This is a genomic window from Cellulomonas xylanilytica, assembly GCF_007989805.1.
In the GTDB taxonomy this organism is placed as follows: domain Bacteria; phylum Actinomycetota; class Actinomycetes; order Actinomycetales; family Cellulomonadaceae; genus Cellulomonas; species Cellulomonas xylanilytica.
Genome location: NZ_BJUB01000014.1, coordinates 1 through 12,725 on the forward strand (window position 1 = coordinate 1; position 12,725 = coordinate 12,725).

13 protein-coding genes are annotated in these 12,725 nt (G+C 72.3%); 4 read left to right on the forward strand and 9 right to left on the reverse strand.

Features of this window, described 5'->3' with window-relative positions:
• Window positions 1-16: 16 nt before the first annotated feature.
• The 3 genes from CXY01_RS20960 to CXY01_RS18485 all read right to left on the reverse strand — a co-directional run bounded on the left by CXY01_RS20960 (window position 17) and on the right by CXY01_RS18485 (window position 2,629).
• Complete coding sequence (locus tag CXY01_RS20960) at window positions 17-172, reverse strand: hypothetical protein (protein WP_186813466.1); 156 nt, start codon at window positions 170-172, stop codon at window positions 17-19.
• Between the two features lie 262 nt (window positions 173-434).
• On the reverse strand, window positions 435-2,258 hold the full coding sequence (locus tag CXY01_RS18480) for a DEAD/DEAH box helicase (RefSeq protein WP_146930526.1): 1,824 nt from the start codon (window positions 2,256-2,258) through the stop codon (window positions 435-437).
• Window positions 2,255-2,629 (reverse strand): DUF3039 domain-containing protein, encoded by a 375-nt coding sequence (locus tag CXY01_RS18485; protein ID WP_146930530.1) that lies wholly within the window; start codon window positions 2,627-2,629, stop codon window positions 2,255-2,257. The genes CXY01_RS18480 and CXY01_RS18485 overlap by 4 nt, the downstream gene beginning before the upstream one ends.
• A gap of 93 nt (window positions 2,630-2,722) precedes the next feature.
• Between CXY01_RS18485 and CXY01_RS18490 the strand changes: the two genes are divergently transcribed.
• Genes CXY01_RS18490 through CXY01_RS18500 form a run of 3 tightly spaced genes read left to right on the forward strand, consistent with a single transcriptional unit; the run spans window position 2,723 to window position 5,140 of the window.
• On the forward strand, window positions 2,723-4,045 hold the full coding sequence (locus CXY01_RS18490; protein WP_146930535.1) for an MFS transporter: 1,323 nt from the start codon (window positions 2,723-2,725) through the stop codon (window positions 4,043-4,045).
• A gap of 37 nt (window positions 4,046-4,082) precedes the next feature.
• Entirely contained in the window at window positions 4,083-4,436 is a 354-nt protein-coding gene (locus CXY01_RS18495) for a PadR family transcriptional regulator (protein ID WP_146930538.1), read from the forward strand.
• Entirely contained in the window at window positions 4,433-5,140 is a 708-nt protein-coding gene (locus CXY01_RS18500; RefSeq protein ID WP_146930541.1) for a hypothetical protein, read from the forward strand. Before CXY01_RS18495 ends, CXY01_RS18500 begins: the two co-directional genes overlap by 4 nt.
• Window positions 5,141-5,156: 16 nt before the next feature.
• On the opposite strand, the gene nagB is transcribed toward CXY01_RS18500, so the two are convergent.
• The 6 genes from nagB to CXY01_RS18530 all read right to left on the reverse strand — a co-directional run bounded on the left by nagB (window position 5,157) and on the right by CXY01_RS18530 (window position 11,530).
• A complete protein-coding gene (gene nagB, locus CXY01_RS18505; protein ID WP_146930544.1) occupies window positions 5,157-5,939 on the reverse strand; it encodes a glucosamine-6-phosphate deaminase in 783 nt (260 codons plus the stop codon).
• Window positions 5,939-6,928, reverse strand: coding sequence for an ROK family protein (locus tag CXY01_RS18510; protein ID WP_246125484.1), 990 nt, complete (start codon window positions 6,926-6,928; stop codon window positions 5,939-5,941). The genes nagB and CXY01_RS18510 overlap by 1 nt, the downstream gene beginning before the upstream one ends.
• Window position 6,929: 1 nt before the next feature.
• Entirely contained in the window at window positions 6,930-7,838 is a 909-nt protein-coding gene (locus tag CXY01_RS18515; RefSeq protein WP_186813467.1) for a carbohydrate ABC transporter permease, read from the reverse strand.
• The gene (locus CXY01_RS18520; protein ID WP_146930547.1) at window positions 7,835-8,776 is read right to left on the reverse strand and encodes a carbohydrate ABC transporter permease; all 942 of its coding nucleotides are present in this window, start codon (window positions 8,774-8,776) and stop codon (window positions 7,835-7,837) included. The genes CXY01_RS18515 and CXY01_RS18520 overlap by 4 nt, the downstream gene beginning before the upstream one ends.
• Window positions 8,777-8,942: 166 nt before the next feature.
• Window positions 8,943-10,268, reverse strand: a complete 1,326-nt coding sequence (locus tag CXY01_RS18525; RefSeq protein WP_146930550.1) for an extracellular solute-binding protein — start codon at window positions 10,266-10,268, stop codon at window positions 8,943-8,945.
• Between the two features lie 86 nt (window positions 10,269-10,354).
• Window positions 10,355-11,530, reverse strand: a complete 1,176-nt coding sequence (locus CXY01_RS18530) for an ROK family transcriptional regulator (protein WP_146930553.1) — start codon at window positions 11,528-11,530, stop codon at window positions 10,355-10,357.
• A 195-nt stretch (window positions 11,531-11,725) separates the two neighbouring features.
• Here CXY01_RS18530 and CXY01_RS18535 point away from each other — a divergent pair, with 195 nt between their 5' ends.
• Window positions 11,726-12,724 (forward strand): LLM class flavin-dependent oxidoreductase, encoded by a 999-nt coding sequence (locus tag CXY01_RS18535; RefSeq protein ID WP_246125485.1) that lies wholly within the window; start codon window positions 11,726-11,728, stop codon window positions 12,722-12,724.
• The last annotated feature ends 1 nt before the right edge of the window (window position 12,725 follow it).

The window sequence follows — 12,725 nt, forward strand, 5'->3', positions numbered from 1 at the left end:
ACTACATGTCGGGTGTCTAGACCCGCGAGCGGCCCCGGCCGACCAGCCCGAGAATCAGGCTGACGACGAGCACGATCACGCCGATCCAGATGAGGAACTGGCCGATGTTCGTCGCGACGCCGAGGACGACGAGGACGACACCGACGAGGATGAGGATGAGCCAGGTAGGCATGGTTGACCCTTTCGTTCTGTGGTCACCGATTCGGCATCCGGGGGTACCCGGCGCCGTGTGTCACGTGACAAATGTGGCAGCGCGGGAGGGTGTCGGCACGTCGGGAGAAAAGTTGCGCGAGGGAACCGGACTGCTATGTGGTCGCGCGTCCAGGGCCCTGACCTGCGGCTTTATCTCTATTTGAGGCTGTCCGCATGGTGAGACAGCCCTTGCGACTTTACCGTTGCTTGATGTAATCGCGCGATGCTCATGGAGCCTCGGCTCACTTCTTGCCGACGAACCACCCGCGGACCATCGCGACCCGCGCCGTGAGCTGGCCGGGATCGGCCAGGGCGACCTCGGGTCCGCCGCACCGGCGCCGGAGCTCGTTGTGCACCGCCCCGTGCGGCTGGCCGCTCTTGCGCGCCCACGCCCCCACCAGCTGCGACAGCTCCTTGCGCAGCTCCGCCTGCTTGCGGTGGTCCATCTCCGCAAGCGCCTGCTGTGACGCTGCGTCGGGCCTCTTGCGTCCGCTGATCTGGTCCGCCTGCCGCTGCCGGAGCAGCGCCGAGACCTGGTCGACGTCGAGCAGCCCGGGCAGGCCGAGGAAGTCCAGCTCCTCGTCCGACCCCATCTCGGCACCCGTGCCGAACTCGCCGCCGTCGAACAGCACCCGGTCGAACGACGCCTGCGCCTCGAGCGCCTCGAACGCGCCCTGCTTGCCGTCCGGCCCGACCTCGTCCGGGCCGTTGCGCTCGCGGTTGGCCTCGTCCAGCAGCCCGTCGTCCAGGCCGACGTCCACGCCCTGTTCCTCGAGCGTCTTGGGCCGGTCCAGCGCGTGGTCCCGCTCGAGCTCGAGCGTGTTCGCCAGCGCGAGCAGCTGCGGCACGCTCGGCAGGAACACCGAGGCCGTCTCACCACGTCGGCGCGCGCGCACGAACCGGCCGACGGCCTGCGCGAAGAACAGGGGGGTCGCGGTGCTCGTCGCGTAGACGCCGACGGCCAGGCGCGGCACGTCGACGCCCTCCGAGACCATCCGCACCGCGACGAGCCAGCGGGAGTCGCCCGCGGAGAACTCGTCGATGCGGTCGCTCGCCCCGTCGTCGTCGGAGAGCACGATCGTCGGGGACTTCCCCGTGATCCGTGCGAGGTGGCCCGCGTACGCGCGCGCGTCCGTCTGGTCCGTCGCGATGACCATCGCACCCGCGTCCGGGATGGCCCGCCGGACCTCGGAGAGCCGGCGGTCGGCGGCCGCGAGCACGCTCGGGATCCACTCCCCGTTCGGGTCGAGGGCGGTCCGCCACGCCTGCGCGGTGATGTCCTTGGTCAGCGGCTCCCCCAGCCGGGCGCTGATCTCGTCGCCCGCCTTGGTGCGCCAGCGCATCGAGCCGCTGTAGGACAGGAAGATCACCGGACGCACGACGTGGTCGCGCAGCGCGTCCCCGTAGCCGTAGGTGTAGTCGGCGACGCTGCGCCGGATGCCGTCGCGGTCACGGTCGTACCGCACGAACGGGATGGCCGCGGTGTCCGACCGGAACGGCGTCCCCGTCAGGGCCAGCCGGCGGGTGGCGCCCTCGAACGCCTCACGGACGGCGTCGCCCCAGGACAGCGCGTCACCGCCGTGGTGCACCTCGTCGAGGATCACCAGCGTCGGGGCGGCGGCCGTGCGCGCGGCGTGCAGCGCGGGCTTGCTGGCCACCTGCGCGTAGGTCACCGCGACGCCGTCGAACCCGTGGCCGTGCCGCCCCTGGGCGTTGCTGAAGTTCGGGTCGAGCGTGATGCCCACCCGGGCGGCGGCGTCGGCCCACTGGCGCTTGAGGTGCTCGGTCGGCGCGACCACGGTCACGCGCCGCACCACCTTGGCCTCGAGCAGCTCGGTGGCGATCCGCAGGGCGAACGTCGTCTTGCCGGCACCGGGCGTGGCCACCGCGAGGAAGTCCCGCGGGTTGGCGGTCCGGTAGTGCTCGATCGCCTCGGCCTGCCAGGCGCGCAGCTTGCCCGCCGTGCCCCAGGGCGCACGCGCGGGGAACGCCGGCGGCAGCTGGGAGGCCGCCGACGAGGACGCGTGGGTCGAGGGGAGGGAGGACGGGCGCGGGGCGGCCGTCACGCGCCGCCGCTGCCGGGGTTGCGGCCGAAGCCCCACTTCCGGCCGCCGCCGGAGCCCTTGCCGCCCTCGTTCTTGTCGCCGTCCTGCGGCTCGCGCAGCCCCTCGTAGATCTCCTTGCAGATGGGGCAGACGGGGAACTTGTTCGGGTCCCGGCCCGGCACCCAGACCTTGCCGCAGAGCGCGATCACGGGCTTGCCGCTCATGGCGGAGTCGAGGATCTTCTCCTTGCGCACGTAGTGCGCGAAGCGCTCGTGGTCCCCCGGCTCGACCTGTTCGGTGGTCTCCTCGCGCTCCAGCACGCTGGTCGACGTGCCCGGGTCCGAGGAGAACGGGTCGTCGGGTCCGGTGCTCGGAGGCAGGGGCTCGCTCATGGCGTGAAGTGTACGTCGGGGGGCGGACACGAAGCCGGAGGGTCCGGGGCCGACGAGTCGTCCGTCGCGCTGCCCGTGCGCTAGACAGGGGCGGTGACCGAGGCCCTGCCCACAGCGACGGGGGCCCTGCGTCAGACCCGCGGGTTCGCCCGGCTGTGGGCGGCGTCGACCGCCTCGGCGTTCGGCACCTACGTCACGGTCCTCGCGCTGCAGGTCATCGTCGTGGACGTGCTCGACGGCGATGCGGTGGACGTCGGCCTGGTCAACGCCGCGCGCTGGGCGCCCTACCTCCTGCTCGGGCTGCTGGCCGGCGTCCTCGTGGACCGTGTGCGGCGCCGTCCGGTGCTGGTCGCCACCGACCTGCTCAGCGCGGTCGCGCTCGCGACGATCCCCGTCCTGGCCGCCACCGGGCACCTCGCCGTCGGCTGGCTCGTGGTCCTGATGGCCGTCTTCGGGCTGTGCACGCTCGTCGGCGACGCGGCGTTCCAGTCGTTCGTGCCGCGCGTCGTGCCCACCGGCCTGCTCGGACCCGCGCACGCGCGGCTGGACCAGTCCGACGCCGTCGCGCAGGCGAGCGGACCAGCGCTGGCCGGCGGGCTGATCTCGGTGCTGGGAGCGCCGGTCGCGGTCCTCGTCGACGCGGTCAGCTACCTGACGTCCGCCGTCCTGCTGGCCACCGTGCGGGTCGACGAGCCGCGGACCGGTCCGCGGGCGACCGGTCGGCTGCGCGGCGTCGGGGCGGAGATCGCCGACGGTCTGCGCTGGGTCTACCGGCACCCCACCCTGCGACCGCTCGCGCTGTCCACGCACGCCTGGTTCGCGTGCTCGGCGATCGCCGGAGCCGTGATGACCCCGTTCGCCCTGCGGACCCTGCACCTGAACCCCACCACGCTCGGGCTGGCGCTCGCGGCCGCCGGCGTGGGCGCACTGGTCGGCGCGTCGTTCGCGGTGCGGCTCGGGGACCGGCTGGGCGCGGGGCGCGTCATCATCGGGGCGCGGGTCGGCACCGGGCTCGCGTGGTCGCTGATGGCCGCGGCGCCCCTCCTGCTCCCGGCCGGTCCCCCGGTCGGCGTCTGGGGCGGCGGACGGGCGTGGGTCCTCTTCGCGGTGGGCCAGCTGCTGCTGGGGCTGTGCATGGGGTCGGAGAACACGAACGAGATGGCGTACCGGCAGACGGCGACGCCCGACCGGCTGCAGGGACGCATGAACGCGACGATGCGGTCGGTCAACCGGGCGATGATCGTCGTCGCGGCACCGCTGGGCGGCCTGCTCGGGGACGCGCTCGGCTACGGGTGGGCGCTGGTGGTGGCCGGGTCCGCGCTGGTGCTCACCGCGCTCGTCACGCTGGGCTCGCGGCTGCGTGGTGCGCGTCTGGGCGACCCTCAGACGCAGGGCGGGAACCCCGAGGTGCGCTAGGTAGACACACCAACTAGTCAGCCGTACTGTCTAGGTCGTGAGCACCGAGACCTGGCCCGGCGAGTGGCTGCGCGGCGTCCTCGACGTCTGCGTCCTGGCCGTCCTGGCCGAGGGGCCCACCTACGGGTACGCGATCAGCGCCCGTCTCGACGAGCTCGGGCTGGGCACCGTCAAGGGCGGCACCCTCTACCCCCTGCTCACACGCCTGGAGCACGCCGGGCTGGTCACCACGCAGTGGCAACCCGGGGTCGCCGGCCCCGGCCGCAAGTACTTCGCGCTCACGGCGGACGGGCGCGCGGACCTGGCGCGTCGCGGCGCCGCGTGGCACCGGTTCGCCGGACTGACCAGCGCGATCGTCGACGCCCCCACCACTCGGAGGACCACACCATGACGACGTCCCTCGTCCCTGCAGCCTGGCGAGACGAGCTCGTGCTCGCGCTGCGGCTGCGCGACGCCAGCGGCGCCCGGATCGGCGACGCCCTCGCGGAGGTCGAGGAGTTCTGCGCGGACAGCGGTCAGGACGCCGTGACCGCGTTCGGAGACCCCCGCGAGTACGCGGCGAGCCTCACGAGCGCCGCCGACACCGAGCCGCCCCGGCTCCGCGACGACGTGCGTGCCGCTGGCAGGGTCGTCGTCGGCTTCGTCGGCCTGGTCATCGTGCTCGCGGCCGTCGGCAGCGGGCCCGACCTCGTGGTGACCGCGGGGTGGCTGATCGGGGTGCCGCTGATGCTCGGCGGAGCGGTCGTCACGATCGCCGCGCTGGGGCAGGGGCGCACGATCCGGTCGGTGCTCGTCGTCGCGCTCGTCCTCGCCGCGGTCGTCGCGCTGGGGCTCCTGCTCGACGCTCCGTTGGCGACCGTCCCCGACTGGCTCGCCCTCACGGTCGGCGGCACGTTGCTCGTCGGGGACGCCGTCGTCGGGACCGTGCGGGCTCGCCGCCGGCCCAGCGCCGACCTGGTCACCGCACCGGGCGAGGACCCCGCGGAGACCCGGCGCCGCAACGTGCGGTCGGACGTCCTGCTCGCCTGGATGCTGGTGGGCTTCGCACTCGTCGGCGTCCTGGTGATCGCGGGCCTGGACGCCCTGGTCCTCTGATCGCCGGACCTCGGCGTCAGAGCCCCTGCCAGTCCGGCTTCGCCGCGTACGTCTCGCGGTAGTAGTCCGCCAGCTGCAGGCGGCTCGCGGCGGCGTCGTCGACCAGCACGGTGACGTGCGGGTGGTGCTGCAGGATCGTCGCCGGCCACATCGCGCTCACCGGGCCCTCGACCAGCTGGTGCACCGCCTCGGCCTTGCCGCGGCCGGTGGCCAGCAGCACCAGGTGCCGCGCCGACATGATCGTCGCGAGGCCCTGCGTCAGGCAGTGCTGGGGCACCTGGTCCAGGTCGCCGCCGAAGAAGCGCGCGTTGTCCTCGCGCGTCTGGCGGGTGAGGGTCTTGATGCGGGTGCGGGACGCCAGCGAGGAGCCGGGCTCGTTGAAGGCGACGTGCCCGTCGGTGCCGATGCCGAGCAGCTGCAGGTCGATGCCCCCGACGGACGCGATGGCGTCCTCGTACGCCGCGCAGGCGCCCGGGAGGTCGTCGGAGAGGCCGTCGGGGCCCTGCACGGCGCCGGGTGCGAAGTCGACGCGCGAGGCGATCTCCTTCTCGATGACGTTGCGGTAGCGCTCGGGGTGGTCGGCGGCGAGGCCGACGTACTCGTCGAGCATGAACGCGCGGACGCGGGCGAACGACAGGCCGTGCTCGGCGTGCCGACGGGCCAGCTCGTCGTAGACGGCGAGCGGGCTCGACCCCGTGGCCAGGCCCAGGACGGCGTCGGGCTGCTCGCGCACCAGCTGCTCGACCGCCGCGGCGGCCAGGCGGCCCAGCTCGGGGCCGGGTGCGATGACGACCTCCATCAGACGTACTCCCCTCGGCCGAGCAGCGCCGCGCCTACCGCTCCGACGGGCACGTCCGCGGGCGCGAGGCTGACGCGTCGCGCCAGCCCCATCGTCGCAAGGAACGGCGAGGCCTGCGCCTCGCGCTCGAGCTCGGCGGTGACCGCCCGCAGCAGCGGCTGCCCGAGCGCGCTGACGCCGCCACCGATGACGACGAGCTCGACGTCGCAGGTCAGCACGAGGATCCGCACCGCCCCGGCGACCGCCCAGGCGAACTGGTCGCGGATCTCGATCGCCCGCTCGTCGCCGGCCTCGGCCGCGGCGAACAGCTCCTCGGGGGCGGGGCGGCCGTACCGGCTGGGCCAGGCGGTGTCGAGCGCCGAGCCGGACGCGTACTGCTCCAGGCAGCCCAGCTGACCGCACTTGCACGGCAGACCGTCGGGCACGAGCGTCAGGTGCCCGATCTCCCCGGCACCCCCGGTCGAGCCCCGCCGCAGGCGCCCCTCGAGCAGCAGCCCGGCGGCCAGCCCGGTGCCGAGCGCCAGGAACGCCAGGTCGTGCACGACCGTGTCCTGCGTCGACGCGTGGGCTCCGTCGACCGTGTGCGCGGCGCCGACGACGGCCACTGTGAGGTCGTTCTCGACGCGGACCTGGACCCCGAGCCGCTCGGCGACGAGCGCACCGAGCGGGGTGCGCTCCTCGATGCCGAGGTTCACGGCGTGCTCGACGGTGCCGTCGGACGGGTCGACGACGCCGGGCAGGCCGATGCCCACCCCGGCGAGCTCCTCGACCGGGATGCCGGCACCTGCGCACAGCTCCTCGACGACGGCGACGGCCGTGTCGATGACCCCGGCCGCTCCCCCGACGGTGGCGGACCGCAGCTGGTGCGTCACCACGCCCTCGGCGTCGAGCAGCACGCCGAGAACCTTGGTGCCCCCGACGTCGAGCCCGACCGACCACTGACTCCCGACCGGCGCCCAGTGCGGCGTCGGGATCCCCTGCGTGCTCACGTCAGCCCTTCACCGCACCCGCGACGAGCCCGGACGTCATCTTGTTCTGGACGAAGAGGAAGAACACGATCACCGGGATCGCGATGACGGCCGACCCGGCCATGACCACGCCCCAGTCGGTGGCGCGGTTGGACTCCACGAGCCCCTGCAGCCACAGCGGGAGCGTCCGCTGGGCGGGGTCGGTCATCACGACGAGCGCGAGCGTGTACTCGTTCCACGCCTGCAGGAACCCGTACACCCCGGCGGCGACGAGCCCGGGGGCCAGCAGCGGGAACGTGATGCGGAAGAACGCGGCGGTGCGGGACAGCCCGTCGACCATCGCCGCCTCCTCCAGCTCGATGGGCACGCCGGCGACGAACCCGCGCAGCATCCAGATGGTGAAGGGCAGGATCGCCGCGGTGTAGACGAGCGCCAGGCCGGCGACCTTGTTGACCAGGTTCCAGCCGTCGAGCATCTGGTACTGCGAGATGAACAGCCCCTCCGCGGGGATCATCTGCACGACGAGGATGGTCAGGATGAAGCTTTTGCGACCGCGGAACCGGAACCGGCTCACGGCGAGCGCCGCGAGGAACGCGAACAGCAGCGCGGCGACCAGCACGATGGCGACCACGGCCAGCGACACGCGCATCGAGGTCCAGAAGCTCGGGTCGTCGAGCACGCGGCGGAAGTTCGACAGCGTGGCGCCGACCGGGAAGAACGTCGGCTCCGGCGTCTGCAGCTTGTTCAGCGGCAGGAACGCGCTGTTGACCATCCAGTAGATCGGGAAGACCCACAGGACGGACAGGATGACGGCCAGCACCCCGAGGGCGCGGCGACCTCCGCGGGACTGCGCGCGGCCGGCCTCGGAGGACCTGGTGGGCGTCGCAGCGGTGGCGGGGACCGGCGGGGCCGGCGTGGCAAGGGCGCTCACAGCTCGTCCTCCTTCAGCATCTTGCGGATGTAGAACCCGGTGAGGCCGAGCGTGATGACCAGCATGATCGTGGCGAGCGCACCGGCGAGCGAGAACTCGTCGGCGTAGGAGTAGATGAGGGTGCCCAGGAGGTTGGTCTCGCGCGTCGGCGCACCGGCCCGCTGGAGCACGTAGATCTGCGTGAACACCTTGAAGTCCCAGATCACCTGCAGCAGCAGGACGATCGACAGGACCGGCCGGACCATCGGCATGGTGATGTTCCAGAACCGCTGCCGGGCGGACGCCCCGTCCAGCTGGGCGGCCTCCATCGTCTCCTCGGGCACCTGGAGCAGTGCCGCGTAGACGGAGAACGCCACGAACGGCACCGACATCCACACGACGATGACCGTGGCGACGAAGTAGAACGACAGCGGCTGGATGATCCACGAGTGGCCGGCCATGTCCTCGAGCCCGAACACGTTGGCCAGGACCCAGTTGATGACGCCGTACTGCGAGTCGAACAGCCACTGCCAGACCGTCATCGACGCGAGGACCGGCGTGCCCCAGGCGAGGAGCAGCGCCACCTGCAGCGTGATGCGGGGGGCCTTCGAGACCCGGGACATGAGGACGGCGAACGCGACGCCGACCAGCATCGTCACCCCGGCGTTGACCAGGCAGAAGGCGATCGAGCGCCCGATGACGGTCCACACGTACGGGTCCGAGAGCAGGTCGGTGTAGTTCTTCAGGCCCACCCACTCGGCCGGCTGGCCGAACTGCTGGCGCAGCCCGTACTCCTGGAAGGAGATGACGAACTGGCGGACCAGCGGGTAGCCGAGCGCGACGCCCATGAGGATCGCGGCGGGGACGAGCAGGCCGTAGACGCCGAGCTTGCGGCGGCGGCGGCGCGGGAAGACGACGGTGTCGTCGTCCTGCAGCGGCACGGTGGCGGTGGCTGCCATGTGGAGCTCCTGTCTGGTGGCACGACCGGGCCGGCCTGCGTGGGCAGGCCCGGTCGTGCCCGGATCAGGTGGTCGGCTGCATCGTCGGTCGACGCGGCAGCCGGACCGGTGGTTCGGGGATCACCTGCCCGGCCGGCCGGGGTGGACCCGGCCGGCCGAGGGGTGGTCAGTTCAGCGCGTCCTCGAGGAGCTGGTCCGTCTCCGCGGCAGCCTCCGTGACGTCCGCACCGGTGGCGAGCTGCTGGAAGAAGTCCTCCAGGATGCGGTCACCCTCGACGTCGGCCCACTTCTCGGCCGCCGGCGTGAGCTTGGCGTCGAGCGCGGCGGCGACGGCAGCCTTGGCGTACACGTCGTCACCCATCGAGGCGGCGTACTCCGTGTTGCCCGGGATCAGGCCGTTCTCGCCGAGCATGTTCTGGTACTCCTCCGAGAAGATGATCTTCAGGAGGTTCTTGGCCAGGTCGGGGTTCTTCGACTTCGCCGCGACGGCGATGTTGGAGCCACCCGCGAAGCCGTTCGCGACCGAGCCCTCCTCCAGACCGGGCAGCGGGAAGATCCCGGTGTGCTCCTCGTTGCAGGCCTGCTGCTCACCGCGCAGCACCTTGGCCTCCTCGGACGTGTCGTCCGGGTCGACCGCCTTGTTGCACTGCGGCAGGTCGATGCTCCACCGCGCCCACGTCGGGGCCGAGAACATCGCCGACTGACCGGCGTTGAACGGGACCCACGGCTCGTTCGAGTCGCTGTCGGCCGGCGCGTTGGTAGCGTTGGCGAACAGGTCCTGGACCTCCTCGAGGCCCTTGATCGACTCGGGCGTGGACAGCGCACCCTTCCAGGTGTCGCCGTCCTTGACCGCCAGGTCGCCACCGTTGGTGTAGATCCAGGCGGCGCCGTTGTACCAGTCCTGGCCGGGGAACCAGAAGCCGGACTGCGTGTCCGTCTGCAGCGCCTTGGCGGCCTCGGTGAACTCGGCGAGCGTCGTGGGGACCTCGACGCCGGCCGCGGCGAACGCGTCCTTGTTGTAGAACACGGCACGGGCGCCGGAGTAGTACGGGGCGGCGTAGAAGCTGCCGTCCGCGCTCCCGGCCTCGACGAAGCCGGGGAGCAGCTTGTCGCCGCCCAGCTCGTCGTACATGTCCGTGATGTCGGCGAAGGCGCCGGCGTAGGTGAAGGTCGGCGACTGCGTGTTGCCGATCTCGACGACGTCGGGCGTCTGGTCGGCCGAGCCGAGCGCGGTCTGGAGGCGCGGCACGAGGCCGCTCCAGTCCTGCTCCTCGATGACGAGCTTGGACCCGGGGTTCTCCGACTCGAACGTCGTCGTGAGGTACTCGCGCAGGGCGTCCGGGGTGTCGGTGCCGTTGAGCCACAGCTTGATCGTGGCGGCCTCGGGCGTTCCGGCTTCGGTGGGCTCGTCAGCGGCGTCGTCGCCGTTGCCGCATGCCGTGAGCGTGAGCGCGGCCGCCACGCCGACGGCCGCGAAACGTAGGATCTTCACGTTGGGGTTCCTCCCGTGAGCGAGGCGCGCGCCGGATGGCGCCGCCGGGTGGTTCTTCCGACCTGCAGTGGGCCGGCTGGGGGTCGTCACGAGACCCCCAGCTGGCCTGACAGGACGAGTACTGCCGCACCAGCGAGAGCACCGTCCTCGTCGAGGGATCCCATCCGCAGTGCCAGTCCGTGCCCGATGACGGGCATCGTTCGTGCGCGGACAGTGGCGAGCGCCGACTCACGCAGAGCACCGTCCAGCAGCTCCGGGGGGCCGGAGAGCAGGACCTCTGCCAGGTCGAGCGCGCTGACGACGGGTGCGAGGGCGATGCCCAGCAACCGTCCGACCGACGCCAGGGCGGCGTCGGAGTCTTCGGTGGACAGACCGGCGGTCCGGCGGCGCAGGGCCGGGACGCTCAGCACGGTCTCGAGGCAGCCGGAGCGGCCGCACGCGCAGTCCAGCGGCGGCTCGTCGCGGACGTCTCCGTCGACGACGGTCACGTGCCCGATCTCCCCCGCGGCGTGGTGCCGGCCGAGCACCAGGGCGCCGTCGACGACGATGCCGGCGCCCACGCCCTCCCCGATCGTCAGCACCATGCAGCCGGACCCGGCGGCGGAGCCGTAGGTGAACTCGCCGAGCGCCCGGGTGTTGGCGTCGTTGGCCACGTGCACGGCGACGCCGAGGCTCTCGGTGAGCCGCGCGGCCAGCGGCAGGTCGTACCAGCCCCGGTTCGGCGCCTGCACGACGGTGCCGTCGAGGTCGATGACACCCGGCGACGCGATGCCGATGCCGAGGACCGGGCGCGTGGCGTCGGTGAGCAGGTCGCGGCAGAGGCTCTCCACCAGGTCGGCCGCGGCCTGCCCGGTGCGGCCCTCGAGGGCGACGGAGCGCCGGACGACGACCGCGCCGACCAGCGTCATCACCGCGCCGAGCAGGTGGGCGTCGTCCGTGAGGTCCACGGCGACGATCTGGAACGCCTCGGTCCGCATCCCGACGAGCGTGGCCGGCTTGCCGACCTTGCCCTCGACGCGCACGCCGAGCTCCTCGACGAGGCCCTCCGCGATCAGCGCCGCGACCAGGCCGGAGACCGTCACCCGGGTCAGGCCGGTGCTGCGGGCGATGTCGGCACGGGAGGCGTGACCGATGTGGAACAGGTGGGCCAGCACCAGCGACCGGTTGTGCGCGCGAGCGTGCTCCGGCAGCACCTTGCCCGTCGGGCGCAGGGCCCGACCGACTCCGTGGGCTGCCGCGAGGGGCTGCGTCGTCGCTGTCACGTTTGTTAGTAGACCTTCCTTACAAATCAGTGTCAACACTCTTCTGTGACCGTGACCACATCGTGATGCGACGTTCACCGGACCGACTCATGGGATGACCGAGCCGGAAACGATTCAACCGGCGCGCTCGTGACCTGCGAGAACGCAGGGAACACCCGAGCCGATCGATGCGTTCGCACGGACATGGAACTCGGCATGTACACGTTCGGCGACGTCGGGGACTCCTCCCCCGGCCAGCGCATCCGCGACGTGCTCGAACGCGTCCGGCTGGCCGAGGAGGTCGGCCTCGACTACGTCGGGATCGGCGAGCACCACCGCCCCGACTACGCGATCTCCTCGCCGTCGACGGTCATCGCCGCGGCCCTGGCGCAGACGTCCCGGATCACCGTCGGCAGTGCCGTGACCGTGCTGTCCACCGAGGACCCCGTGCGGGTCTACCAGCAGTTCACGACCATGGACCTGCTCTCGGAGGGCCGGGTCGAGCTCCTCGCCGGACGCGGCTCGTTCATCGAGTCCTACCCCCTGTTCGGGGCGTCGCTGCAGGACTACGACGAGCTCTACGACGAGAAGATCCAGCTGCTCCTGCGGCTCGACCAGGCGGAGCGGATCACGTGGCAGGGGCGGTTCCGGCCCGCGCTCGACGACGCCCTGGTCCTGCCCCGTCCGCACGGCGAGCACCTGCGCATCGCCGTCGCGACGGGCGGCAACCCGCAGTCGTCGGTGCGCGCCGGACTGCTCGGGCTGCCGATCAGCTACGCGATCATCGGCGGGCAGCCGGCCCAGTTCGCCCCGCTCGTCGACCTCTACCGCCGCGCGCACGCGCAGGCCGAGCATCCCGTGTCGGCGCCGTTCGTCTCCGTGGCCGGCATGGGGTTCCTCGCCGACGACGACAAGGGCGCCCGCGACCTGTTCTACCCGTACTGGCTGGAGTCCATGCGCCGGATCTCGTCGGAGCGCGGCTTCCCGATGCCCAACCGGATCTCCTACGAGTCGCAGGCGGCACGCGGCGGGGCGTACTTCGTCGGGGCGCCGGAGCAGGTCGCCGAGCGCATCGTGGCGCTGCACGGCGTGCTGCAGCACGACCGGCAGTCGTTCCAGATGGACCTGTCCGGGGTGCCGCAGGCGGAGTCGCTGAGGTCCATCGAGCTGCTGGGCACGCGGGTCGCCCCGCTCGTGCGGGAGGCCCTCGGCTGAC

What these genes read in the sequence shown, in the direction of transcription:
- CXY01_RS18500 (WP_146930541.1), top strand. Translation starts at nt 4,433, where the DNA reads ATGACGACGTCCCTCGTCCCTGCAGCCTGGCGAGACGAGCTCGTGCTC.
- CXY01_RS20960 (WP_186813466.1), bottom strand. Translation starts at nt 172, where the DNA reads ATGCCTACCTGGCTCATCCTCATCCTCGTCGGTGTCGTCCTCGTCGTC.
- CXY01_RS18535 (WP_246125485.1), top strand. Translation starts at nt 11,726, where the DNA reads ATGTACACGTTCGGCGACGTCGGGGACTCCTCCCCCGGCCAGCGCATC.
- nagB (WP_146930544.1), bottom strand. Translation starts at nt 5,939, where the DNA reads ATGGAGGTCGTCATCGCACCCGGCCCCGAGCTGGGCCGCCTGGCCGCC.
- CXY01_RS18485 (WP_146930530.1), bottom strand. Translation starts at nt 2,629, where the DNA reads ATGAGCGAGCCCCTGCCTCCGAGCACCGGACCCGACGACCCGTTCTCC.
- CXY01_RS18520 (WP_146930547.1), bottom strand. Translation starts at nt 8,776, where the DNA reads ATGGCAGCCACCGCCACCGTGCCGCTGCAGGACGACGACACCGTCGTC.